Annotated in this window: 19 protein-coding genes; 9 read left to right on the top strand and 10 right to left on the bottom strand. The window is 58.3% G+C overall.

Translation table 11 applies throughout. The annotated features are described in order from the left end of the window. The first annotated feature begins 13 nt into the window (after positions 1-13). The 5 genes from DOU50_RS21355 to DOU50_RS21335 all read left to right on the top strand — a co-directional run bounded on the left by DOU50_RS21355 (position 14) and on the right by DOU50_RS21335 (position 6,456). Complete coding sequence (locus tag DOU50_RS21355; protein ID WP_148770202.1) at positions 14-1,183, top strand: Gfo/Idh/MocA family protein; 1,170 nt, start codon at positions 14-16, stop codon at positions 1,181-1,183. Positions 1,184-1,194: 11 nt separating this feature from the next. Further along, the gene (locus DOU50_RS21350) at positions 1,195-2,262 is read left to right on the top strand and encodes a Gfo/Idh/MocA family protein (protein ID WP_148770200.1); all 1,068 of its coding nucleotides are present in this window, start codon (positions 1,195-1,197) and stop codon (positions 2,260-2,262) included. Positions 2,263-2,274: 12 nt separating this feature from the next. Beyond that, positions 2,275-3,297: a Gfo/Idh/MocA family protein gene (locus DOU50_RS21345; protein ID WP_061716075.1), complete on the top strand. Its 1,023-nt coding sequence runs from the start codon at positions 2,275-2,277 to the stop codon at positions 3,295-3,297. A 79-nt stretch (positions 3,298-3,376) separates the two neighbouring features. Continuing rightward, on the top strand, positions 3,377-4,924 hold the full coding sequence (locus DOU50_RS21340) for an MFS transporter (protein ID WP_148770198.1): 1,548 nt from the start codon (positions 3,377-3,379) through the stop codon (positions 4,922-4,924). 194 nt (positions 4,925-5,118) lie between these two features. Beyond that, positions 5,119-6,456 carry a hemolysin family protein gene (locus DOU50_RS21335; RefSeq protein ID WP_148770196.1) on the top strand — a complete coding sequence of 446 codons (1,338 nt, stop codon included), beginning with the start codon at positions 5,119-5,121 and terminating at the stop codon, positions 6,454-6,456. A gap of 71 nt (positions 6,457-6,527) precedes the next feature. Here DOU50_RS21335 and DOU50_RS21330 read toward each other — a convergent pair whose 3' ends face one another. Next, positions 6,528-6,734, bottom strand: a complete 207-nt coding sequence (locus DOU50_RS21330; RefSeq protein WP_008501430.1) for a DUF1107 domain-containing protein — start codon at positions 6,732-6,734, stop codon at positions 6,528-6,530. 324 nt (positions 6,735-7,058) lie between these two features. On the opposite strand from DOU50_RS21330, the gene DOU50_RS21325 reads away from it, so the two are divergent. Next, on the top strand, positions 7,059-7,616 hold the full coding sequence (locus DOU50_RS21325; protein ID WP_148770194.1) for a YtfJ family protein: 558 nt from the start codon (positions 7,059-7,061) through the stop codon (positions 7,614-7,616). On the opposite strand, the gene cysQ is transcribed toward DOU50_RS21325, so the two are convergent. Continuing rightward, positions 7,610-8,350, bottom strand: coding sequence for a 3'(2'),5'-bisphosphate nucleotidase CysQ (cysQ, locus tag DOU50_RS21320; protein ID WP_024907298.1), 741 nt, complete (start codon positions 8,348-8,350; stop codon positions 7,610-7,612). The two genes, DOU50_RS21325 and cysQ, sit on opposite strands and share 7 nt — an antisense overlap. A 190-nt stretch (positions 8,351-8,540) precedes the next feature. On the opposite strand from cysQ, the gene DOU50_RS21315 reads away from it, so the two are divergent. Then, a complete protein-coding gene (locus DOU50_RS21315; protein WP_148770192.1) occupies positions 8,541-10,484 on the top strand; it encodes a bifunctional 2',3'-cyclic-nucleotide 2'-phosphodiesterase/3'-nucleotidase in 1,944 nt (647 codons plus the stop codon). 98 nt (positions 10,485-10,582) lie between these two features. On the opposite strand, the gene DOU50_RS21310 is transcribed toward DOU50_RS21315, so the two are convergent. Then, complete coding sequence (locus DOU50_RS21310; RefSeq protein WP_023334278.1) at positions 10,583-10,969, bottom strand: winged helix-turn-helix transcriptional regulator; 387 nt, start codon at positions 10,967-10,969, stop codon at positions 10,583-10,585. Between the two features lie 84 nt (positions 10,970-11,053). Between DOU50_RS21310 and DOU50_RS21305 the strand changes: the two genes are divergently transcribed. Both DOU50_RS21305 and DOU50_RS21300 read left to right on the top strand, forming a co-directional pair. Then, entirely contained in the window at positions 11,054-11,902 is an 849-nt protein-coding gene (locus DOU50_RS21305) for an SDR family oxidoreductase (RefSeq protein ID WP_148770190.1), read from the top strand. A gap of 96 nt (positions 11,903-11,998) precedes the next feature. Continuing rightward, positions 11,999-12,712: a 4'-phosphopantetheinyl transferase family protein gene (locus DOU50_RS21300; RefSeq protein WP_148770188.1), complete on the top strand. Its 714-nt coding sequence runs from the start codon at positions 11,999-12,001 to the stop codon at positions 12,710-12,712. Here the strand turns inward: DOU50_RS21300 and DOU50_RS21295 are convergent. Genes DOU50_RS21295 through DOU50_RS21265 form a run of 7 tightly spaced genes read right to left on the bottom strand, consistent with a single transcriptional unit; the run spans position 12,680 to position 25,896 of the window. Then, positions 12,680-13,627, bottom strand: coding sequence for an alpha/beta fold hydrolase (locus DOU50_RS21295; protein ID WP_090419361.1), 948 nt, complete (start codon positions 13,625-13,627; stop codon positions 12,680-12,682). The two genes, DOU50_RS21300 and DOU50_RS21295, sit on opposite strands and share 33 nt — an antisense overlap. Then, a complete protein-coding gene (locus DOU50_RS21290; protein WP_148770187.1) occupies positions 13,620-14,789 on the bottom strand; it encodes an alkane 1-monooxygenase in 1,170 nt (389 codons plus the stop codon). Before DOU50_RS21290 ends, DOU50_RS21295 begins: the two co-directional genes overlap by 8 nt. Beyond that, positions 14,783-15,838: a 2Fe-2S iron-sulfur cluster binding domain-containing protein gene (locus tag DOU50_RS21285; protein ID WP_148770185.1), complete on the bottom strand. Its 1,056-nt coding sequence runs from the start codon at positions 15,836-15,838 to the stop codon at positions 14,783-14,785. Before DOU50_RS21285 ends, DOU50_RS21290 begins: the two co-directional genes overlap by 7 nt. Before the next feature lies 1 nt (position 15,839). Further along, a complete protein-coding gene (locus DOU50_RS21280) occupies positions 15,840-16,856 on the bottom strand; it encodes an arylesterase (protein WP_148770183.1) in 1,017 nt (338 codons plus the stop codon). Beyond that, positions 16,853-24,589, bottom strand: a complete 7,737-nt coding sequence (locus DOU50_RS21275) for a type I polyketide synthase (RefSeq protein ID WP_148770227.1) — start codon at positions 24,587-24,589, stop codon at positions 16,853-16,855. Before DOU50_RS21275 ends, DOU50_RS21280 begins: the two co-directional genes overlap by 4 nt. 43 nt (positions 24,590-24,632) lie before the next feature. Further along, the gene (locus DOU50_RS21270) at positions 24,633-25,460 is read right to left on the bottom strand and encodes an iron-containing redox enzyme family protein (RefSeq protein ID WP_148770181.1); all 828 of its coding nucleotides are present in this window, start codon (positions 25,458-25,460) and stop codon (positions 24,633-24,635) included. Between the two features lie 25 nt (positions 25,461-25,485). Next, the gene (locus DOU50_RS21265) at positions 25,486-25,896 is read right to left on the bottom strand and encodes a membrane protein (protein WP_024907308.1); all 411 of its coding nucleotides are present in this window, start codon (positions 25,894-25,896) and stop codon (positions 25,486-25,488) included. Positions 25,897-25,920: the final 24 nt, after the last annotated feature.

Raw genomic sequence — 25,920 nt, 5'->3', positions numbered from 1 at the left:
CGGAGAAGAATCAATGTTAAATGTCGCTATCGTGGGAACAGGGAATATCTCGCACAACCATATTCAGGGCTATTTGCAGTTTGGCCAACGCTGCCGGATCGTCGCGCTGGTTGATATTTATCCGGAAAAAGCCCACGAGAAAAAAGCGCGCTACGGCCTGACGGATGCCCGCGTGTATGACAGCCACCAGCAGATGCTGACGTCAGAACCGGATATCGACATCGTCGACGTCTGCACGCCACCCTACGTCCACGCAGAGATCGGCATTGATGCCCTGACCGCGGGCTACCACGTGCTGTGCGAAAAACCGATGGCCGCCTCGCTGGAGGAGTGCGACGCGATGATCGCGGCACAAAAGGCCAGCGGAAAAATGCTCTCCATCATTGCCCAAAACCGCTTTACCGATGCCTTCTGGCGCTTAAAAGCAGCGCTGGATTCGGAGCTTGCAGGCAAGGTTTGCCACGCGCAGGTGGACTCCTTCTGGTGGCGCGGACACTGCTATTACGACCTTTGGTGGCGCGGCACCTGGGAAAAAGAGGGCGGCGGCTGCACCCTTAACCACGCGGTTCACCACATCGACGCCATTCAGTGGATGCTCGGCTTCCCGTCCGAGGTGGTGGCGATGATGACCAACGTGGCGCACAACAACGCTGAAGTCGAAGACCTCAGCGCCGCGATCTTCAAATACCCCAGCGGCGCGCTCACCCAGCTTACCGCCTCGGTCGTGCACCACGGGGAAGACCAGAAAATCATTATTCAGGGTGACAAGGCACGTATCTCTGCGCCGTGGCAGGCCTTTGCCAGCGTCAGCGCCGATAACGGCTTCCCGCAGGAGACTCACGATCTGACGCGAGAAGCGCAGCTTAACGCCGTTTTTCAGGAGACGCCGAAGCTCGAGTGGACGCTGCACACCGGGCAGATTAACGACCTGCTTTCCGCCATCGAGCACGGCACGCCGCCGTTAGTGGATGGCCTGCAGGGCAAACGCTCGCTGGAGCTGATTACCGCGATCTACAAATCCGCCATTACCCGCACCGTGGTCTCGCTGCCGATTCAGCGCGATGACCCGTTTTACCGTACCGGCGGGACGAGCACCCTCGCTCCCCGTTTTTATGAAAAATCCGCAAGCGTCGCCAACTTCAGCGAAGTGGGTGCAATCCCCCTTGGCAAAGATCTGGATTAAGGAGTGACACCATGAACAAAAATGACGGAATGAACTACGCCCCGGTGGGTAAACCCCAGCCGGTTGTACGCGAGGGGGAATTTGTTTTTGCCGCTGCCGCGCTCGACCACGGCCATATCTACGGGATGAGTAACGGCCTGATTGAAGCCGGGGCCACGCTGAAGTGGGTATACGATCCCGATCCGGCCAAAGTGGATAAATTCATCCAGCAGTACCCGCAGGCAAAAGTGGCGGAGTCGCTGGAGGTGATACTCAACGACGACGAGGTGCGCCTGGTGGCCGGTGCGGCCATCCCCTCCGAGCGCTGTGCGCTGGGGCTGAAAGCCATGGCCGCAGGCAAGGACTACTTCACGGATAAAGCGCCGCTCACCTCTCTTGAACAGCTGGCGGATGCCAAAGCGATGGTTGAGAAAACCGGGCGGAAATACGCCGTGTACTACAGCGAACGTCTCCACGTGGAGAGCGCGGTGTTTGCCGGACAGCTGGTGCAGCAGGGGGCCATTGGCCGCGTGGTGCAAACCCTGGGAACCGGCCCGCACCGGGAAGGGGCCGGCCGCCCGGACTGGTTCTACGATCGTCGCTATTTTGGCGGCATTCTGTGCGACATCGGCAGCCACCAGATTGAGCAATTTCTGTTTTACACGGGCAACCGTAACGCCACCGTGGTCGCCAGCCAGGCACGCAATTTCAACCATCCGCAGCATCCGGCATTTGAAGATTTCGGTGACGCAACAATCAGGGGCGAAAACGGCGCCAGCGGCTATTTCCGCTGCGACTGGTTCACCCCGGACGGGCTCTCAACCTGGGGCGACGGCCGTCTGACGCTGCTCGGCACCGACGGGTATATCGAGATCCGCAAATATGTCGATCTCACCCGCGGCGAGCAGGACGTGGTTTATCTCGTCAATAAAGAGGGGGAATTCCGCTATCCGGTCGCCGGACAGGTCGGGTTCCCGTTCTTTGGCGAACTGATCCTCGACTGTCTGCATCGTACCGAAAACGCCATGACGCAGGCGCACGCCTTCAAAGCGGCGGAGCTCTGCGTGAAGGCCCAGATGCTGGCCAACGCGACGGAATAACGGGAGGCGACAATGACGATCCTGAACACGGCGGTTATCGGTGCCGGAGCGATTCACGGCTGCCATATGAATGCGTTGCGCCAGATGCCCAACGTCGCGCTACGCGCGCTGGTGGACATCGACAGCGTCAAAGGGCTGGAGCTGGCAATGCGCTATCAGTGCCGCTTCTATCAGGATTACCGGGAAATGCTGCTGGATGATGCCATCGACGTGGTCCACATCTGCACGCCGCATTTCGAGCATAAGAACATGATCCTGGCGGCGCTCGCCGCCGGGAAGCATGTTTTCTGCGAAAAACCGGTGGGCATGAACAGCAGCGAACTCGTGGACATCACCCGTGCCGCCGAACAGGCGTCGGGTCTGCTCGGCGTGTGCTACCAGAACCGCCTCAACCCCACCAGCCTGCGCATTCGCCAGATGCTGGAGGACGGCGAGCTGGGAAAAATGCTCAGCATTAAGGCCGTGCTGACCTGGTCACGCTCGGGCGCGTACTACACCGAAAGCCCGTGGCGCGGGCGGCTGGCAACGGAGGGTGGCAGCCTGCTGATCAACCAGGCTATTCATACCCTCGACCTGATGCAGTGGTTCGCCGGCGGCGTAACGCGCGTGAAAGGCGTGGTGGACAGCGGCGAGCTGGCGGACGTGACCGAAGGGGAAGACAGCGCGATGGCCACGCTGCATTTTGCCAACGGCGCGCGCGGCCTGTTTTACGCCAGCAACTGCAATACCACCGATTCCCCGCTTCTGATGGAGATCCACTGCGAACAGGGCTCGCTGCTGCTGCATAACAACGTCCTCTGGTGCATCGCCCGCGGCGAGCGGCTCAGGCTGGCCAGCGATAACTCCCCTGACGGCCAGATCAAAAGCTACTGGGGATTGGGGCACGAGCAGGCGATCCGCCGTTTTTATCATGCTATTTCTCATCCCGGAAACACGGATTACACCGACATCCATGAAGCCGGAAAATCACTCACCCTTGTGGAGGCTATTTACCGCTCATCTCAGTTAAGACAATGGATAGATATCAATAACTAGAACGTAATTTGTATTCCAGCACTCAATAAAAAAACGACCCGGAAAACGGGTTAATCATTACCCTACACTGGATATTATTATGGTCAAACCAACTGAACGTAGAGTGGGTTATGGCGTGGCGCTCGGCTACGGCGTAACCGATCTTTTTGGCGGGGGTGCGTTTACCATTATCGGCACCTGGCTGTTATTTTTTTACACCACCTATTGCGGACTCTCAGTCATTGAAGCGGGATCTATATTCGCCATTGCCCGCGTGATTGATGCGCTATTAAGCCCGATTATGGGCTATATCACCGATAACTTCGGGGATACCTGGCTCGGGCGTAAATTTGGCCGTCGCCGCTTCTTTTTATTACTCAGCTCACCGCTCATGTTTTTGTATGCCCTGCTGTGGATGACGGACATGGGTTACTGGTATTACCTGGGCACTTACCTCTCTATTGAGCTGCTGTCGGCGATGGTGCTGGTACCCTGGGAGACCCTGGCGGCTGAGATGACGAACCGGTATGAAGAGCGTAGCCGCCTCTCAGGCGTGCGGATGATCTGCTCCCAGCTGGGCGGTTTTCTTGCGGTTTCCGTTCCCGGCGTGATTATGCAGTTTACCGGTAAAGATAATCCGTTTACCTATACCCTCACCGGGCTGATATTTTCCTGCGTATTCTGCCTTGCGGTGTTTATTACCTGGTACACCACCTGGGAAGCGAAGGATGTGCATCAAGAGTCAGATTTTAAAGTGGACAACCAGCGCAGCAGCGGAATACTCAATCACCTGAAATATCTGGTGCTGGATCTCTTTTCTTCATTCCGTATTCGCGCGTTTCGCCTGCATATCATTATTTACATCTTTTCGTTCACGGCGATGGACGTGTTCGGCTCGGTCTTTACCTATTACGTCGTGTATTGCCTGAGCCAGGATGCCTCGGCGGTTTCCGGCTGGCTGAGCATTGCCGCCTTTGCCTCGGTACCCGGCACCTATGGATTTATGCTGTTGCTGAACCGGCTGAACATCACGCCGTCTGCCGCCCTGCGGCTCTCCTACGGCTGTATCTTCCTGGTGCTGGCCTTCCTGTTTACGGTTTACCTCACTAAAACGCAGGTACCGACGCTGCTGTTCTCCGCGGTCTTTATTCTGCTCGGTGCCGCCCGCGCGGGCCTCTATTATATTCCGTGGAACATTTACAGCTTCATTCCGGATATCGATGAGATGGTGACGCAGCAGCGCCGCGAAGGCATTTTTGCCGGCGTGATGGTCCTGACCCGTAAGAGCACCGTGGCGATTGCCATCATGATCATTGGCCTGGTGCTGCAGGAATCCGGCTTTGTGAAGGGCAGCGGCGCGCAGCCTGAAAGCGCGCTGGGGGCGATTATCGGCCTGATGATCTTCGCAACGGCAGCCCTGCTGGCGGTCAGCTTCTTCACCACCTACAGGTTCAAGCTCACCCGTGAGACGCACAAGCTGCTTCTGAAGGAGATTGCGCGCCGTAAGCTGGGCGGGGATTACCGCGACTGCGACGCCGGGACCCGCTTGGTGATCAAGCAGCTCACGGGCTATGAATACGATCAGGTATGGGGAGGCGATGCTACCCGTCGGGCGGTGGGCGATGTGCGCCTGTCTACCGTGAAATAACGCGATGTACCGGACAGCGCCCGCTGTCCGGTCTGTTTTATGCCAAAAATGTGACCTCTGGCAGATTTACATCTCTTTACGCTATACTACCCGCTGAAATAATCGGCTCAACGCTACGAGCTGACGTTCAATGTGTTTTCACACAAATGGTATCAATTCCCCTTCTGAGGATCTGGCGAGAAGCCGGATAAACTATGTTAAACAGTATTTTAGTAATACTTTGTCTGATTGCCGTCAGTGCATTTTTCTCGATATCTGAGATCTCGCTGGCCGCGTCCCGTAAAATCAAACTGAAGCTGCTTGCCGATGAAGGCAACATCAATGCCACCCGCATTCTGAAAATGCAGGAAAACCCCGGCATGTTCTTCACCGTGGTGCAGATCGGCCTCAACGCGGTCGCCATTCTCGGCGGTATCGTGGGCGATGCGGCGTTTTCCCCGGCGTTTTATAGCCTCTTTGTTAAGTACATGTCCGTTGAGCTGGCCGAACAGCTGAGCTTTATCCTCTCCTTCTCGCTGGTCACCGGCCTGTTTATCCTCTTTGCCGACCTGACCCCGAAACGCATCGGTATGATTGCGCCAGAAGCTGTGGCTTTGCGTATCATCAACCCGATGCGCTTCTGTCTGTACGTGTTTCGTCCGCTGGTGTGGTTCTTCAACGGCCTGGCGAACGTGATTTTCCGCATCTTTAAGCTGCCGATGGTGCGTAAAGACGACATCACCTCTGACGACATCTATGCGGTCGTGGAAGCCGGCGCGCTGGCCGGTGTGCTGCGCAAGCAGGAGCACGAGCTGATTGAGAACGTATTTGAACTGGAATCCCGTACCGTGCCGTCTTCCATGACGGGCCGTGAAAGCATTATCTGGTTCGATTTACATGAAGATGAGCAGAGCCTGAAGAACAAAGTGGCGCAGCATCCGCACTCCAAGTTCTTGGTCTGTAATGAAGATATCGACCACATCATCGGCTACGTCGACTCCAAAGACCTGCTGAACCGCGTGCTGGCAAACCAGAGCCTGGCGCTCAACAGCGGCGTGCAGATCCGCAATACCCTGATTGTGCCGGACACCCTGACGCTCTCCGAAGCGCTGGAAAGTTTCAAAACCGCCGGGGAAGACTTCGCGGTTATCATGAACGAATACGCGCTGGTGGTGGGTATTATCACCCTGAACGACGTGATGACCACGCTGATGGGCGACCTGGTTGGCCAGGGGCTGGAAGAGCAGATTGTTCAGCGTGACGATAATTCATGGCTGATTGATGGCGGCACGCCGATTGAAGACGTGATGCGCGTGCTGGATATCGACGAGTTCCCGCAGTCCGGCAACTACGAGACCATCGGCGGCTTTATGATGTTTATGCTGCGTAAGATCCCGAAACGTACCGACTCGGTGAAGTTCTCCGGCTACAAGTTTGAGGTGGTGGATATTGATAACTACCGCATCGACCAGCTGCTGGTGACGCGCATCGACAACAAACCGACCGTACTGGTGCCGAAGCTGCCGGACGCGGAAGAGAAGGTGTCGGAGTAACGTTCCAGCCCCCAGAAACATCAACGGCTCCCATCGGGAGCCGTCTTTTTAACTACTGCATAGCACGTTGGTTAAGCCATCTCAGTCTGCAGACGCATAACCTGACGGTTGACTTCGGACATCACAGACAGGTGCTGCTTGTCCTTCACTTTTGGGACAAGGATCTTGCCCTTATCAAACTCAAAAGCGCCAACATCCTTGATATACAACCGTCCACGGAACAGGATCTTCACGTACTTCGCCACTTGAAGCGGGTTGTAGCGTTGGAAAATTTTCATTCTTGTATCTCCTGCGAATCATACGCTCTTGCGGTGCCACAATCGGCCCGACTGTCCTGAGCGCAAATTTTAATGCCCAATGACTATAGACCAGAACTACGGTGTTACCCAGTGTGCATAAGTTTATTTACCGTTTGATTACAATTATTCAGAATAATCTTTGCAAAGCGTGACTGAGAGCAGTATAAGCCGTCGTTTTTTCATGGATATGTGCGTTCACCCGCAAACTGGCATCGGGATTGCGGGAAAAACACATTGATCGCACTTATCATTAAAAGCGCAAGACCAAGTGGTCGGATCACCTGCAAACAATAAGGAAACGCCATGACCCTACGTAATATCCTTGCAGCAGCCTGCCTGCTGCTGCCCCTGTGGGCTTCCGCTCACAGTATTGAAAAAGGACAACGTGTACCGCCAGTCGGCATTGCTGACCGGGGAGAATTGATTCTCGACAATGATAAGTTTAGCTACAAAGCCTGGAATAGCGCGCAGCTCGCGGGCAAAGTGAGAGTTGTACAACATATTGCCGGTCGTACATCCGCAAAAGAGAAAAATGCCAACCTGGTGGAAGCGATCAAGGCCGCAAAATTCCCTCACGACCGCTACCAGACCACCACGATCGTGAATACCGATGACGCCATTCCGGGCTCCGGGATGTTTGTGCGCTCAAGCCTTGAGAGCAATAAAAAGCTCTACCCGTGGTCGCAGTTTATCGTCGACAGCAACGGCGTCACCCGTAAGGCCTGGCAACTGGAAGAAGAGAGCTCCGCCATTATCGTGCTGGATAAAGAAGGTCGCGTTCAGTGGGTGAAAGACGGTGCGTTAACCCAGGAAGAGGTGCAGCAGGTTGTCAACCTGCTGCATAAGCTGCTGGCTCAATAAATCGAGACGCGGAAGCCGGGGTTGAGGAAGGATTCGCGCGGGGTATAGTCCAGCGGCTTGCCCTGCCAGTCATGAACGTGCGCCCCGGCTGCCGCGGCAACGGCATGCCCGGCGGCGGTATCCCAGACGTTGGTTGGCCCGAAACGGGGGTAGAGCTGCGCATGACCTTCCGCCACCAGGCAGAATTTCAGCGATGAGCCAATCGAGGTGGTCTGGTGTTCACCCAGCTGTTGCAGATACTCCTGCAGCTCGCTGTCGCTGTGCGAGCGGCTAATCACCACCAGCGGTGGACGCGCATCGCGCACCTGGATCTGCTTGCGCACGCCGCACTCTTCCTTCCACGCCTTCCCTTCTGCGGCGCTGTACATCACTTTCATGACCGGCGCATAGACCACGCCCAGCACCGCTTTTCCCTTTTCAATCAGGGCGATATTGACGGTGAATTCACCGTTGCGCTTGATGAACTCTTTTGTCCCGTCCAGCGGATCGACCAGCCAGTAGCGCTGCCAGTGCTGACGCTCCTCCCAGCTTTGCGGCGCTTCTTCTGACAGGACGGGGATGTCCGGCGTTAAGGCCTGTAACCCTTTCAGGATCACCTTATGCGCCGCAATATCTGCCGCCGTGACCGGAGAGTCGTCGGCTTTGCTGACCACCTCCATAGGTTTACTACCGTCATACACCTGCATGATGGCATCTCCCGCATCCCGTGCGAGCTGACAAATTTTATCTAGCATTTTCCACCTCTTTGTTAACGCAGTGAGGTTAACTCTTTGTTTTAGTTATATCGTAATGTGAACAATTCCGCTATCTGTGAAGCAATTCCGGTTTCAGGTTACATTTTTCTGTCAGGATTCACATTTCTGTAAGCAACAAGCTATAGATACATACTCTTTTGTGGTCTGCATCGAAAAAAGGACTCCTCTGATGATTAAGTTTAGTGCAACGCTTCTGGCGACGCTGATAGCAGCGAGCGTTCAGGCGGCGACGGTAGATCTGCGTATTCTGGAAACGACCGATCTGCACAGCAACATGATGGACTTCGATTACTACAAAGATACCCCGACGGAAAAATTCGGACTGGTACGTACGGCAAGTTTGATCAATGCCGCACGTGGCGAAGTGAAAAACAGCGTGCTGGTCGACAATGGCGATCTCATTCAGGGCAGTCCGCTCGGAGATTACATGGCGACCAAGGGGCTGAAAAAAGGCGAGATCCATCCTGTTTATAAAGCGATGAACACCCTGGATTATACCGTCGGAAACCTTGGCAACCATGAATTCAACTACGGTCTGAAATATCTCCATGACGCCCTGGCCGGTGCGAAATTCCCGTACGTTAATGCCAATATCATCGACGTTAAGACCCAAAAGCCGCTCTTTACCCCTTACCTGATTAAAGGGACAAGCGTCGTCGACAAGGACGGTAAAAAACAGACGCTAAAAATCGGCTATATCGGTTTTGTCCCGCCGCAGATCATGACGTGGGATAAGGCCAACCTCGACGGTAAAGTGACCGTGAACGACATCACCGAAACCGCGCGCAAATACGTGCCGGAAATGCGTAAAAAAGGCGCCGATCTGGTGGTCGTTGTCGCCCACTCGGGTCTCTCCGCCGATCCGTACCAGGCCATGGCAGAAAACTCCGTTTACTACCTGAGTGAAGTCCCGGGCGTTGACGCAATCCTCTTCGGCCATGCCCACGCGGTCTTCCCTGGCAAAGATTTTGCCGGCATCAAAGGGGCGGACATTGAGAAAGGCACGCTCAACGGCGTGCCGTCGGTGATGCCGGGCATGTGGGGCGATCATCTTGGCGTGGTGGATCTGGTGCTGAATAACGACAGCGGCAGCTGGAAGGTGACGCAGTCAAAAGCTGAAGCGCGCCCGATTTACGACGCTGCGGCTAAAAAATCACTGGCGGCTGAAGATAAAAAACTGGTCGACGTGCTGAAGCACGATCACGACTCCACGCGCGAATTCGTCAGCAAGCCGATCGGCAAATCCGCCGACAACATGTACAGCTTCCTGGCGCTGGTGCAGGATGACCCGACCGTTCAGGTCGTCAATATGGCGCAGAAAGCCTATGCCGAACACTTTGTGCAGGGCGATCCGGATCTGGCAAAACTGCCGGTCCTGTCCGCCGCAGCGCCATTCAAAGTGGGCGGACGTAAGAATGACCCGGCAAGCTATGTGGAGGTCGAAAAGGGCCAGCTGACCTTCCGTAACGCCGCCGATCTCTACCTCTATCCGAATACTTTGGTGGTGGTTAAAGCCACCGGGAAAGAGGTGAAAGAGTGGCTGGAGTGCGCTGCCGGACAGTTTAACCAGATTGATCCGCACAGCAGCAAGCCGCAGTCGCTGATTAACTGGGACGGCTTCCGTACCTACAACTTCGACGTGATCGACGGCGTGAACTACCAGATTGACGTCACCCAGCCGGCGAAATATGACGGCGAGTGTCAGGCGATCAACCCGCAGGCGGAGCGCATCAAAAACCTTACCTTCAACGGCAAGGCGATCGACCCGAATGCCACTTTCCTGGTGGTGACCAATAACTACCGTGCCTACGGCGGTAAGTTTGCCGGTACGGGCGATAGCCACATCGCCTTTGCTTCTCCAGATGAGAACCGCTCGGTGCTGGCGGCGTGGATCAGCGCGGAGTCGAAAAAGGCGGGAGAAATTCATCCGGCAGTGGATAACAACTGGCGTCTCGCGCCGATCCACAGCGATACGCCGCTGGATATCCGTTTTGAAACGTCACCGTCCGATAAGGCAGCCGCGTTTATTAAGCAGAAGGCGCAGTATCCGATGAAACAGGTCGCGACGGATGATATCGGGTTCGCGATTTATCAGGTGGACTTGAGCAAGTAAAAGCAAAACGGCAACGCACGTTGCCGTTTTTGGTGTTTGTTCCCTCTCCCTGTGGGAGAGGACCAGGGTGAGGGCATCAGGCCGCACATACCCGGCTTTTACGCCGCGCGATCGTCCCTGTTCGCCATCACCTTCGGCGTATTTACCTCAATCCAGTCCGCCAGCGCGGCGACCTTCTCGCTCACCTCAACGCCCAGCGGCGTCAGGCTATACTCTACGTGCGGCGGCACCACCGGATACGACACGCGATCGACAAACCCGTCCAGCTCCAGCGCCTGGAGCGACTGGGACAGCATCTTTTCGCTCACCCCGCCCATTTTACGGCGCAGATCGCTAAAACGATGCGTTCCCTGGCGCAGGGCCAGCAGAATCAGAACACCCCAGCGGCTGGTCACGTGTTTGAGCACCTCGCGTGAAGGGCACTGCTCCGCGAAAAGATTGCCATCGCGCATTTGTTCGCTGAGCGTCGGTATCGTTGTTTTCATACTTACCTTTTTGTACGTACTTACTAAAAGTTAGCTATGGTGCTAGTGTGCCACAACATCAGACAAACACGAAGGAGATTCACCATGATCGCGATTACCGGCGCCACCGGCCAGCTTGGCCATCTCGTTATCGAACAGCTGTTGAAAACCGTACCGGCCAGCCAGATTGTGGCCATCGTACGTAACCCGGCGAAAGCGCAAGCCTTAAGCCAGCAGGGGATTGTGGTGCGTCAGGCAGACTACACGGACGAAGCCGCCTTCGCCGCCGCGCTGAGCGGCGTGGATAAACTGCTGCTGATCTCTTCCAGTGAAGTCGGCCAGCGCGCAACCCAGCACCAGAACGTGATTAACGCCGCCAAAACGGCAGGGGTGAAATTTATCGCCTACACCAGCCTGCTGCACGCGGACAAATCACCGCTCGGTCTGCACGTTGAACACGTTGCCACTGAAAAAGCGCTGGCGGCGTCCGGCATTCCTTATGCCCTGCTGCGCAACGGCTGGTATACCGAAAACTATCTGGCGAGCGCGCCGCCTGCGCTGGAACACGGCGTGTTTATTGGTGCGGCAGGCGAAGGCAAAATTGCCTCTGCCACCCGCGCAGACTATGCCGCGGCGGCAGCCAAAGTGATTGCTGAAGAGGGCCACGCGGGCAAGGTGTATGAACTGGCGGGCGACCACGGCTGGACGCTGAGCGAACTGGCGGCTGAACTCAGCAAACAGAGCGGGAAGCCGGTCACCTATCAGAATCTCAGTGAAGCGGATTTTGCCGCTGCGCTGAAAAGCGTCGGCCTGCCTGCCGGGCTGGCAGATATGCTGGCGGACTCCGATGTCGGTGCCTCCAAAGGGGGACTTTTTGACGATAGCCATACGCTGAGCAAACTGATCGGGCGCGCAACGACGCCGCTGGCGCAGAGCATCAAAGCCATTCTGTAACGGCCTGACCGTTTTCTCCCGCGGCCGGGTGATTCCCCTTACCCGGCACGCACTTATATGGCATTCTGTCCTCCCGACAGATACCGAAACCCTGCTATGTTTACTGCGATAAACACGGATTCCGCGCCCCCTTTTATTCACTCCGTTGAGATGGGCAACGTCGCTCCTTTCCCCGCACTGCGCTACTGCCTGGTCTCATTCACCGCGCGTGATTACCATGACGGGCTCTTTGATAAATGGGGCATCCCTTTTCCCGTTCCGCTCAACAGCGCCGTGGTAAAACGCAGGGCGGAGTATCTTGCGGCACGCTATGCCGCGCAGCGGGTGCTGAAATCCTTCGGCTGTGACGCTACGCCGGGCAGCGCGCCGGATCGTTCTCCGGTGTGGCCTTCCGGCTGGCGGGGAAGCCTGTCACATTCTCATGAGTGGGCGCTGGCGGTCATCGCGCCAGAGGCGTCTGGCCTGACGCCGGGCGTCGACATTGAGTTTTTTGCCCCCGGGATGATGCAGCGGACAGCGCACCTGTTTACCACACCGCAGGAGCGGGAATGTCTTGGCGCCAGCCCGTTCGACGAGGGCAGCGCGCTACTCATCACCTTTTCCGCAAAAGAGAGCCTCTATAAAGCGCTCTATCCTGAGGTTGGCCGCGCCCTCGATTTTGACGCGGCCCGCGTGTGTCACATCGCGCCTGAACAGCAGAGGATCACCCTGGAGCTGACCCAGACGCTGTCACCTCAACGCGTAAAGGGCAGCCGGATCCAGGGCTATTATCAGCTCTCAGGCGACAGGGTTATCACGCTCATTGCCTGACGCCAGCAAGGGGGCCAGATACGCCATCACCATGTCGATGCCCTCCCCCGGACGGCGCAGCGGATTATGCCCCTGACCGTGGGTCTCTGCCAGCCTCGCGCCAGGCCAGGCGTTGACCAGGCATTCCGCTTCGACCCGCAATACGATGTCATCGCTGCTGTCGTGAATAACAAGGGCGGGCTGATCGACCTGCTGTAGCCCCTCATAGGCGTTAAAGCGCTGCCAGACCGCTTCGCCAATACCAAAGTACCCTTCAATATACCGTCGTAGCCTTTGCTGCTGACGACCCGGGAGATTCAGGATCGCGGCATATTTGGTGACCAGCCCGCTAAAGTGCGTCGGCGCCCCCACGATCACCAGCGCGCGGGTCCGCAATCCCGCCTTTACCGCATTAATAACGGATAACCCGCCAAACGAGTGCGCCACAATCGCGTCAAAACCCCCTTCCTGCTGCGCCAGCTGTTCAATGATTTCAATGAACTCGACGATGCTGCTCTGACGTCCAGCCGCGTTGCCATGCGCGGGGGCATCAAACCCGATGACCTGAAAGCCCTTTTCGACCAGCGTCTTGATCAGCCTGCCAAAGTGGGAAGCCCTCGACTCCCAGCCGTGGGCTAACAGCACGGTAGGTCCCTCGCTGCCCCAGCGGTACACCACCGCATGTTTACCATTACTCAAAGGGAGAGACTCAATGCGGCTCGCCAGCGCCGTCATCTCTTTATCGCCTGCACGCGTCGGTACCCGGCGCGGCGTAAAAAACCGATTGCCCAGCCAGTCGGCGGTCGCCCCCGGCACAACCCGATCCATCAGGCGGATACCGGCCTTCACGCATGACACCATCGGCGAGCGCAGGTAGGCGGGGCCACGATACTGCTGGTAGGCTTGCTCAATCAGTCGATCAAATTGCTCACTCATGGGACTCTCCGGAAACACAGGGAACAGTGGACTTAACCGCGGATGATTCAGACTGACGGATCAGGGCACGCTCTGCGTCACTGGCAACGTGTTCGTCCCAGTACGCGAGTTTTGCCTCCATTCGCTTAAACCACAGCGGCGGGATCAGCGCGTAAAAAATATGGGCGACATACCCTTTTTCGATTCCCACCGCGTAGCTGTGCGCCTGCAAATTCCAGTATTCACGACGCGGATGGGTGTGATGATCGGAGTGGCGCGTCAGGTTCAACAGACCGGCCGACGAGGCCCGGTTATTACAATCCCAGCTGTGTCGCGGCTCCACGCGCGTGCCGGGCAGACGAACCAGACCGTAGTGCTGGATATAATTCACCGTTTCAAACAGGAACTTAGAGACCAGCATGGTCACCAGGCATGCCAGCGCGCCCCGGACGCCCGCCGCCGTAAAGCAGACCGCCACGATCAGCAGGCTCATCAGCACCCCGCTCACCACCCGGTTCACCAGCATGGCGCCGCCTCGGTTCTGAAGCGACAGCCGCTGCGCTTCCACCTGCCAGGATTCAACATACTGCGACAGAGAAGAACGGATAAAGAAGCGATACACACTCTCCCCACGTCGCGCCGTCGCGCCGTCCGCCGGGGTCGCCACGTTAGGATGATGCGAATAGACGTGTGAAATCGAAAACTGCGCATCGCCGACCAGCGCCAGAAGCCAGCGCCCGACCATCATCGCCGCCAGGCTGTGGGTTTTGTGGATAAGCTCATGGGCCACCACGGTATTGGTGCTCATGGTATAGCCGGTGGAGACCGCCGCAAGCAGCAGCTCAGGCTGGGTAAGGTGATGCAGCGCCATGATGTTGTGTCCCGTCAGGGCGGAAAGCCATGCGCCAAACCCGAGCAGATCGCCCGGCGCGGCCTGCCAGATAAGGGCGAACAACGCCAGCAGCGCGGCCGGGAGCTGTAAATACGGGATGATTTCCAGCAGCGCCGGCAGCCGGTAGTGGCGATCGGCGGTGTCGTGCGTGGTTGCGTTATCGAAAAGGAGATAGCTCAGCGTCACGCAGAGCATGGAGACGACGATCCACACGCCGCCGAGCACGGTTGTGAGCGCGGTCAGCGGAAAAAAAACGCAGGGGACAAGGGCAAATCTCAGGTAACTCAACATACGGGCTCCTTATTGTTATGACTGTTTTTTGCACCGACCGGCGGGGAGAAGCAGTCCATTTCAAGCAGGTGGCTCATCACCCCTCCGGCAAGCAGCCTTTGCCGGCACGCCTGCGCCAGCGCGGGATTGCCGCAAATCACTACGCGCCATTCGGCAACCGCCGTCCGGCGGGGATAGAGGGCGCGCCAATCGTCCAGCCAGCAGGTAATGCGTCCTGCCAGCTCCATCGCCTGAACCTCACGCTCCCGGGATAATGCGTGCAGATAGTGAAAACCGGGATAGTGCTGACGCAGACGCTGCAGTTCCTGCAGGTCGAATGTGTCCTGCCGCCTGCGAACCGCGTGGATCAGCATGACCTCGCGGTGGGGATGACGCGCCAGCGCGGCGCGGACCAGACCCAGCGTCGTTCCCAGTCCCGATCCACTGGCGATAGCCAGCAGAGGACCGTTACCGTCATCCCGCTGGCCGAACTGCCCCCGGCAGTCTGAGAGCCACACCTTCCGTCCAGTCGCCTGTTCATCACACAGCAGTGGGGATAACCGCCCCTCTTCACGGCGCGTAATGTCCAGAACAATCTCTCGCCCCTGGCTCGGCCAGCTCACGGAAAAGCTCCGGATATCCTTATCCTTTTCGAGACCGACCTGAACGTATTGTCCTGGCTGAAAGGGCAACGCCTGCTCCGCCAGCAGCGTCACGCGCCATACCGTGGATGAGAGCGCAACAGCCTGCTTAACTCGCGCAGACGTCCAGGACGCGGATGCCGCGGCCAGCGTTAAATCCGATTCTGGCAGGCACTGGCATGCCAGCACGTGGCCGGCGGCAATCTCCTCCTGGCTGAGTAAATAGCTCAGGTCGACAAGCGAACGCACCTTGCCGCTCGTTACCCGGCAAAGACAGGATTTACACGAGCCGACCTGGCAGCTATACGGCAGGGAAACGCCGGCGTTGAGCGCGCTTTCGAGGAGCGTATGGCCGGACGGCAGGGGGAATTCACGTCCTTCAAGCGTCCCCTGAAAATGACCGCGTCGGGAAAACCATCTCTTCAGCATCTTATTGCTCCCCGCACAGCAGCAGCCCGTCGTCAAAGACGCTGCCCATCATCACTTTTCCGCCCATGGGCGCGGCAACGCTGACTGCCGCCAGCGACGCACCGCGGCTTTGATAGAAAAGAGTGGCCTGACTGATTTCACCCTGTGCACCGGTTGTCAGCCGCCACACCATGGACGGTGAACGCGCCTGGGCATCTTTCTGATAGGCGGCCAGCTTCAGAAGCTGCGGGTGCGCCGCCACCAGCATTCCCTGTCCGTCCGGCAGGATATTGTCGACGCCATGCAGACCACTGAAGCGCCCCAGCAGGACGGGCGCAGCCTCGTTCGGCTGCCACGCCCAGCTGCTCACCGCACCGCGGGTGGTTTCCGCCACGTACAGACGCCCCAATTGTCGGTTGTAGTAAATGCCGTTCGCAAAATGCAGGTCATCGATCAGGGTATGCAGCCCCGCCTCGTCTGCCAGCAGGACGCTGGACAGCGGCAGTCGCAGATAGTCCTCCACGCGTCCCGCGAAGCCCGTCCACCGGTGATCGCGCGTCAGCAGCCAGCGGGTTTTATCAATGACGCTGATATCATTGATGTTGTTTCCGACCGCGCGCGACAGGGCGGGTTGATACGCCAGACGCATCTGCGCGCGATTAAAGCGAAACACATCAATGCTGTCCTCCTGGGGACGGTGGTTCACCACGTAGATCCACGTCTCGCCCTCCTGCTGCCAGACATCGATACCGTGCGGGAAAAAGGCATCCGGATAGTCACCGGCTAATCGCCGCGGCCTGTCGCTACCATTGAGGTAATAGAGCGCCCCGGGCGCGCTGCCGTGTCGGTTGAGGCTGCTGGCAATTGCCCCGCCATCCGATAAGGGCGCGATATCTTCCGCGCCCTCAATGCCGGTGATTTTTTGGCACTGCTCACCGCCGCGCTCCTGCACCTGATAAAACAGTCCGGCATCGATCAGCAGATTAACCACGAACGCCAGCACGGCGCCCGCGAGGACGATAATCGTCAGCTTTTTCATGATGCGGCCAGCGCCTCTGATGACGAGAACAATGCATCAACAGCCTCTTCGCCCTGCTCGGCCAGTACGGCGATCGCCTTCAGGAAGTGCTCCAGCAACGCACGGGCGCTCGCCTCGGTGAAATAGCGCATCTGGTAATCCAGCTCGACGGACAGCCCCTCTTTCGTCTCGAGAATGTTAACCATCAGCGGGAATTCGACAGCGCCGATCGGGAGGAGAGACAGGCTGGCCTCCCACTGCCGCAGCTCTGCCAGCGGAGCATGCGGCTCGACGTTAAAGGTCGCCAGCAGCGGAAGCGGCGCATCCTGACCGTGGAAGCAGCGTGACGGCAGGACGGGCTCGTCGCGCTGCGCGAGGATGCCGTCATGGATTGCCCTGGCGACATCAGATAACGACGCACAGGCGGCGCTGTCGATACACAGCGGCAACAGCCGGACGCACTGGCCGACAAGCGCATCGCCCTGCCCGAAATCCCGCCCGGCATCCGGCACGCCGACCGGCACCGGAGAATGACCGACCACCTTCTCAAGCGTCAGGGTAAAGAGCGCATTCAGCATCGCGAAGCGGGTCACCCGCAGCTCGGCGGAGGCTTTGCGCAGCTGCGCGGTCAGGCCCGGATACGACAAGCGCTGTACCAGCCGCTGCCCCTGATACGTCCGGGAAGGTGCCAGCACGGTAAGGACGTCTGGCGTTGCCCGGCGGGCAGGAAGCGCCGCAAGACGCGCAGGTAGCGCTGCCTCGCTGACGATGTTCTGCGCACGGATAGCCTGCAGATAGCTTGCCGCAGCCGCCAGGTCAGGGCGTTTACCCGACGCCAGGGCATCGTAAAGATGCAGCAGCTCGCGCAGCATCACCATGAACGACCAGCCGTCCGCCACCGAATGATGTGCCGCGATGGCGAGCGTGGTTTTCCCCTCATGGCGGACCAGCAGCAGTCGGGCAAGCGGCGCGGCGGTCAGGTCAAAGGGACGCGCGGCAAACTCAGCGAGACAGGCGGCAGGCGCCGCGTATTCCTCGCTGATATCGACGGTGGGCGCCAGGGCCACCTGAAGTTCGCCTGCGTCAGTGAACTGCATACGCAGCGCGTCATGGCGCTCGCACAGCAGTTGCCAGGCGGCAAGCATGATCTCGCTGTCTACGTTGCGCGGCGTTTCAATGACGCCGCCGATCGTCCCGGCCAACCGCCCGCTTTCATCCCGCGCGGCCAGCTGCAGAAAACGCTGCTGGCTGTCTGCAACGGCATAGCGCGTGTCGGGGCGCAATCCGGCCTGTCCAAAGAAGCCGTCCACGCGCATGGCGTTAACGCTCTCTTTCACTGCCGCAATAAAGCGGTCGATATCCTCGTCCGTGTGCGCGACCGAGACAAAGCAGTTACGCCCTTCCCAGATGAAAATGCCGCGCAGCATCAGGTGGTGGAAGAGGATGTCGTAGTTGCCGTTGAATTTGAAACGGAACAGGCTGCCGGCAGAGACGATCTCAATCGGCGTACCGGTTGCAGAGAACCAGGTATTTAGCGACATCGTCAGACGCGAGGTTTTTTGGTTGATGTCGTCATACAGCGCCGGGTGGGCTTTGATGTACTCCAGCACGGCTTTGCTTGCCGCCATGGTCAGCGGATGCTTGGAGAAGGTACCGGCAAAGAAGATCAGTTCAGCCTGCGGCCAGGAGTCATCGCCATACTGCCAGAATCCGCCGTCGATACTGTCCATAAAGCGGCTGGAGCCTGCAATCACGCCGATCGGCATACCGCCGCCGACGATCTTACCGTAGGAGGCGATATCCGCCTGAACGCCGTAATACGCCTGCGCGCCGCCGGCCGCCAGACGGAAACCGGTGATCACCTCGTCAAACATCAGCGCAATATTGTGGGTTGTCGTCAGCTCGCGGAGGGTATGCAGGTATTCGCGCGGCTGATGATCGGGATAACGGCTCTGCACCGGTTCGACGATCACCACCGCCAGCTCGGCGGCATAGCGAGCGATAAGCGCCAGGCTCTCTTCGCTACCATAATCGAGCACCAGCAGGTCGTCCACCAGCGATGGCGGCGTACCGGCGGCAATCGGCGTGGCGCGCTCGGGGGTTTCTCCGCCCTGCTGCCGCCCCAGAATGCCGTCAAACACGCCGTGATATGAGCCGCTAAACAGCGCGACTTTATTTTTCCCCGTCACGGCGCGCGCCAGGCGCACGGCGCTCATTACCGCTTCAGAGCCGGAGTTACAAAAGGCCACCCGCTGCTGGCCGGTCAGCTCGCTGATAAGCGTTGCCACCTCGCCCGCCAGCGCGCTTTGCGGCCCGATCTGCATGCCCCGCGCCAGCTGGTCGGCAACGGCCTGCTGTACGCAGTCCGGTGCATGCCCCAGCAGGTTGGCACCAAACCCCATCGTAAAATCAATATACTCGTTGCCATCAACGTCCCAGATGCGCGAGCCCTGAGAGCGTTCCCCCACTAAGGGGTAAAGCATCTCTTTGGTGGATAAACGAAAGCCCGCAGAGGCCCGGTTATCCGCCAGCACGGCGCGGTACTGCTGGGCATTGCGTTTCGACCCGCCTGTTCTATCGACAAACCGCTGGGTGAGCTGCGCCAGATGCTGGTCGCGCTCGGTGCCCAGGGAGACCTTTTTCGTCTCTTTTTTAAACCAGCTGCTGTGCGCGCTGGCCTTCACCGGTGCGGCCGGGGTGGAGACAGGCGCTGGCGCGATGACGTCCGGCATCGTTGGCGCGACGGGCATCGGGAGAGTCTGCGCCGTGCCGTTGAGCAGCGTGAGCTGCTGGGACATAAGCTCCAGCTGGCGGGCAATCAGATCCTGAACCGCACCAGGCACCGGCTTGCTGGTTTCCGGCATAGCCACGACAGGCTGCGCCGCCTGCCCGGCGGTTTCCGGGGTGCTGAGCGGAGCCGCAGCCGCCGCTGGCTGCGCATGCTCCACCACATAACCGATCACCGCGTCCAGCGTATTGAGCTCTTCAAACAGCGCGCGTACCGGGATGGCCACGCCGTAGCGGTCCTTAATGGTATTGATGGCATCCAGCAGCACCAGCGAGTCCGCCCCCATTTCCAGGAAGGGCAGTTCGTCGTCAAGCGTGGCGGGATCCGCCTCAAGAAAACCGGCAATAATCGCTTTTATTTCAGCGGCTAAATGGTGTTGATTTGACATAGCGTCCTCTTTTGCAGATGGGGTCTGCGCTGGCGTCTCATCCGCCAGCCAGTAACGTTTGCGGCAGAACTGGATGGCAGGCAGGGTTAACGCCTCCCGCGTGGTCGCGTGGTACAGCCCGCTCCAGTTGATGTCGTGCCCGTGCTGCCACAGCGTTCCCAGCAGCGTCAGCAGTGATTTGTACTCATGTCGCCGATCGCCTGCGGCCAGCACCCGGTGACGGCGGTCGGTGGCGGTCACAAATTTGCCCAGCGAACTGTCCGCGCTCAGATCGATAAAGGTGAACTCACCCTGCGCAAGCACGTTTTGCACGCCCTGAAGGAAACGAACGGGCTGGCGAATTTGCCGGGTCCAGTAGTCGGCGTCGGTTTGGCCGCACGCCTCGCCGTTCAGGTTGCTGTAAAACGGGATCGTCCCGCGGGTGAAGGTGACGTTGTTGACCAGCCACTCGCGCCAGGCACCGAGGATCGGATCCATCATCGAGGAGTGAAATGCGCTGGCGGTTTTAATTTTTCTGGCGTGGCCACCCTGAGCAGAAATGGCCTGGAGACAGGCGTCAATCGCCGTCTGGCTGCCTGCGATGGTGGTCAGCGTCGGAGTGTTGAATGCGGCAATATCAATGTCACCCGCCCAGGGTGAAATCATCTGACGCACCTCGGCTTCGCCGCTGAAGACGACCACCATCGCCCCTTCCTGCGTCAGGGCTGACATCAACAGCGCGCGCTGATGAACCATAGCCAGCCCGTCGTCGAGCGAGAGATAGCCTGCGATGACCGCCGCGCAGTACTCTCCCAGGCTGTGCCCCAACACGGCTGCCGGACGGGGTCCAAACTGCATCACGCTCTGAGCAAGCGCGTAGCTACAGGCAAATAAGGAGAGCTGACAGGTTCTGGCGCAGCGCTGCCAGCTATCGTCACGGGCAAACAGCGCCTGCGTGATATCAATCTGATAACGCTGCCGGATGGTCGTCGCCAGCGCGTCAAACTGGGCGCGATAGTGCGGCAGATGGTGATACAGCTCGGCCCCCATGCCGATTTGCTGGGTGCCCTGCCCCGGGAAGAGCCAGACCTGAGGCTGGGCTTTACCTGCTTTGCAGGCCGTGAGCTGCGCAAGGCTGTCCGCCAACTGGGCGCGGTCCGCGCCATACGCCACGCCGCGATAGCGGGCCGCGTCGTAGCGGGTGTTCACCAGCCGACACCAGGTGGCGATATCGCTCTCCTGACATGTCGATAACCCTTTTTTGACCGCCTCCCGCTGAAGGGTAAACGCCCCTTCATCATGTGAACCGATCAGAAGCAGGCCGTGGGGCGCAGCGGGCTCCTGGCGTTTTTCCACCGCTGGCGCGCTGCGCAAAATCACGTGACCGTTGGTGCCGCCGAAGCCGAAGCTGCTTACGCCCGCGTAGCGTGCGTCACCATCGGCATGCCATGAGGCAGGCTGCGCACCGCTTACCTCAACATGACGGCTAATCGCCGCAATATGCGGGTTTTTATGCTGGAAATTGAGGTGCGGCACGTATTGTCGGTAGTGCAACATCAGAGACGTTTTCACCACGCCCAGCACGCCCGCCGCCGCCTCCAGGTGGCCAATGTTGGTTTTAATCGACCCCACCTGGACAGGTGCGTTTTTTTTCCGGTCCGCAAATACCGCTTCCAGCGCCTGATATTCAATCAGATCGCCCAGCGCCGTTCCCGTCCCGTGCGCTTCGATATAGTCAATGCTGTCGCTGTCCACTCCGGCATACGCCATTGCCTGCCGGATGACCGCCTGCTGCGATGGGCCATTTGGCGCGGTAATGCCGTTGCTGCGGCCGTCCTGGTTCACGGCACTCGCCACCAGCGTGGCATAAACCCGATCGCCATCCGCCAGCGCCTGCGAAAGCGGCTTGAGCACCACAACGCCACACCCTTCGCCACGAACGTAGCCATCGGCGCGGGCATCAAAGGTTTTACACCGGCCGTCGGGGGCCAGCATCTGGGCGTCGGTGAAGACTTTTTGCAAATGCGGCGTCAGCGCCAGATTAACGCCTCCGGCAATGGCCAGAGAACTCCGTCCGGCCCGCAGGCTTTGCATTGCCCCCTCTATCGCCACCAGCGAGGAAGAGCATGCCGTGTCGACGGCGATGCTTGGCCCTTTTAAATCATAAAGATAAGAAATTCGGTTGGCCGCGATGCTGTGCGCGTTGCCTAAGCCGCTGTAGGCCGAGACGTTATCGCCGCAGGCCAGGGCATAGTCGCTGGCGCTGATCCCGACATAAACCGCCGTATCGCTCCCGCGCAGGGAGGATGCCTTAAGGCCGGCATCGGTGAGCGCCTGTTGAACGGTTTCTAACAGCAGACGATGCTGTGGATCGATATAGACGGCTTCGCGGGGAGAGATGCCGAAGTAGCCTGCATCGAAGGCGTCGACCTCGTCAAAGAAACTGCCTTTACGGTTAAAGCCGTCAAAGGACGAGGTACGCCAGCGCTGCGCCGGGATCTCGCCGGTCGTGCTGTGGCCCTGCTGCAGCAGCGACCACAGCGCCTCCACGCCGCTATGCCCCGGCAGCTCCACGCCGATACCAATCACCGCAATGGCGCTATCCGCGACGACGGCGCTGACCGGCCGGACCGCAGCGGGTTCTCCCAGCGCGACCGCCAGCTGATTGATGGTGGGATAGTCGTAAATCAGCGCGGGAGAGAGCTCGCGGCCCAGCCGCTGTTCAAGCTCGCCAATGACGCCCACCGCCTGCAAAGAGCTCAAGCCAAAGCCGGTAAACGCGTCATCCCACCGGGATTCGCCGATCGTCGTGTTCAGCGTGTTGCCGATTATCCCGGCAATCAGCTCCGCCAGCGCGGGAGGGGTTTCCCCCGCGTGTTCAAGCGGTTTTGACGCGTCCTGGCGGCTACGCCAGGCCACGTCCAGGGTCCCCTGCTGATACATCATCTTCGCGCGGGTGCGCTGTAATTTCCCGCTGGTGGTGCGGGGGATTGCCCTTCGTTCGACAAGGAGCAGTTCATCCAGCGTAATGCCGTGGCGCTCCGCCACCGCCGCGGTCACGGACGGTGCCAGCGTCGCCATATCGAGATCATTTTTATGGCGCGTCATCAGCTCAAGCAGCGCTACCGGGCGCTCGTCTTCACTGGCAAACACGCAGACCGTCGCTTCCGCCAGCGCGGGAGCGGACTGGCGGATCGTCTCTTCAATATCCGTCGGGTAGTGGTTCTGGCCGTTGATAATCAGCAGCTCTTTGAGCCGTCCGGTGACGTACAAATGGCCGGACTGGAGAAAACCCATATCGCCGCTGCGCAGCCACGGGTGCGGATCGCCTGCCAGAGACGCCCGGAAGGTTTCGCGCGTGGCGGCATCATTGGCCCAGTATCCGGCGGCAACGCTCGGACCACGCAGCCATATTTCTCCGCTCTCACCGTCAGCAAGCGGCTGATGGTGGTCAGGATCGACAATACGCACCTCGGTATCAGTCAGAGCCTGCCCGCAGCTCACCGCACCGGCCTCGTCCGACACGCGGAGCCCCTGCCCTTTGTCCATTCCGGTGACGATGAGCGTGGTTTCCGCCATGCCGTAGCAGGGCAGGAACGCGCCGGGCCGGAACCCTGCAGGCGCAAAGTGTTCGCTAAACTGCGCTAGCGTGGCGGGCCGAATCGGCTCTGCGCCGCAAAAGGCCGCATCCCAGCGCGAAAGATCCAGTGCCTCAGCCTGCTCTCGGCCAATCTTACGCACGCACAGCTCGTAGGCGAAATTAGGGCCGCCGGAGGTCGTCGCCTGATAGTCGGAAATCTGTTTGAGCCAGTTGAGGGGGTTTTTCATTAACATCATGGGCGACATCACCCGACAGGGGAAGGCGCCAAACACGGGCTGCAGTAGCCCGCCAATAAGCCCCATATCATGAAAATGCGGCAGCCAGATCATGCCCCGGCTTTCGCTGTGGTGGCCGAAAAAGCGGTGAATGGCATGTGAGTTAGCCCACAGGTTGCCATGGGTCACCATCACGCCTTTCGGGGAGCCCGTCGAACCCGAGGTGTACTGTAAAAAAGCCAGATCGTTGTCTGCTACCGGAACGGGGTGAAATGCCCCGGAGAAGGTGCGTTCAAGATGATGCAGACGATAACCCGCAGGTAGCGCAGCTGTGTCTGGTTTGTCGAAGGTAAAAATAAGCGGGGATAATGGAAGTGATAGCTGGCCTAGCGTTTCTGCCCCCCTGGCTGTCGTAACAATACAGTCCGTTTGCGCATTACGTAATACGCCGGCAAAACGCTCCCACGCGCTTCCTGACGATTTTGCGGGCATCGGGACGGGAACCGCCACCCTGCCGGCGTAAAGACAGCCAAAAAAAGCGCCAATAAAATCTTCACCATCCGGATAAAGCAATATGACCCTGTCGCCACGCTGCCCATACTGCATTAAAGCTTGTGCAAGCGACGCGGCGCGCTGGTGTAGCTGGTCATAGCTTTGGCTGTGAATTTCACTGGCGCTGCGGACGAATTCAAATGCCGTCTGAGTAGTCTGTTGAACAGCAAGTTCGGGCAAAAGCTGGTTGAAGGAATGATATCCCCTGTTAAACAACTGATGAGACGGCATCATAATTCGCTCTATATTTTCAAATGTAATGAGGGTGAAAAGATTATTTTCCGGCGCGGCCAGCCAGCAGATCGTTACAGAAGTCGTTCCAGACCTTCAGCCACAGATCGACACGCTGTTCCATCTCGGCGTAGCGGTCTTCCGTCAGCGCCTGGCAGAACAGGATCCATGCATCTTCGGAGTGACCATCTTCAATGGACTCTCCCGTTTCGCTTTCTACATGGATGCTGTGATAGCCCTTCGTGACGTCAATATCCGTTGCTTTATCAACACCTTTTGCCCACGGCTTGGCGAAGTCATGGAAGACGGTCTCGGCCACGGCCAGCAAACCCACCAGCTGGGTATAGTCGCCATAGGCATTCTCGAAGGTTGCGCGGCAGGCCAGAGAGCTGGACATCGGCAGCCAGGATTTCACCTCGTGCTCCGTCATCCCCAGCTGCTGGATGGTCGTAAAGAATTGCACGTAGTGCGCCAGCGCGGGCTGGCCGTTGTAATTGCCCTCGGCGTCTTCGCCAGGGTGGAAGCCCAGCTCATCCAGCAGGTTGATTTGCAGCAGAAAACGGGCCGCCATTTTCGCCTGCGCGCCCAGCGGCGCTTCCAGCTGTTTCGCCGCGCTTAATGCTTCAATAACGGCATCGGTAAAGACTTGCGCAAACGCGTGATAAAATTCCAGATGGAATACGCGCATCTGTTGAATATCAACTTCGCCGCTGTTCATTTTTGCCAAAATAGGGCTGCGCATCAGCGGATGGGATTCAATCCGGTCAATAAGCCTGTTGGCAAAGGCGCGGTTTTCGGTATAAACGTGCTTATCTACGGTCGCGACAATAGCGTCCCGACCCAGCTGGCGGGTATTCAGTAACGTTTTCATTTTTATTTCTCAGGTAGGTGATAGTTTACAGGGCGGAAACCCTGCCAATTGCCATTACAACTAACGCATACATTCCACAGCTAAACGGTATAACCTGCACATATTTAAATGGCAGATAAAAACACGATGCAATCAGCAGCACCGGAATACCCACCGAAAGTATCATCATGCAAATAACGGCATAATATTTATAGGTATAAGACACGGCGAGGTCATCAATACACATGCCATAGAGCATGGATATTAACGGCAGCATAATAAAGGCAATATGTGCCAGCCTTAACATTCTGCGATTTAAATCGGTATAGTTTTCATGTCCTTTGGGGGCGCGAAACGGTCCCTTAAAAGCGTACATCCCCATTAACCCACCCATCATTATGCCGACGACAATACCGCTCCAGCCAAAGGCAATCAGTATTGCACTGAGATTAGCCACTTTCTTTCTCCTGTTTAGTGGTGC

The organism is Enterobacter sp. C6 (genome assembly GCF_008122455.1).
GTDB classification, from domain to species: Bacteria; Pseudomonadota; Gammaproteobacteria; order Enterobacterales; family Enterobacteriaceae; genus Enterobacter; species Enterobacter pseudoroggenkampii.
Note: the sequence above shows the minus strand (reverse complement) of the source record. Positions and strands in the feature narration are given on the sequence as shown.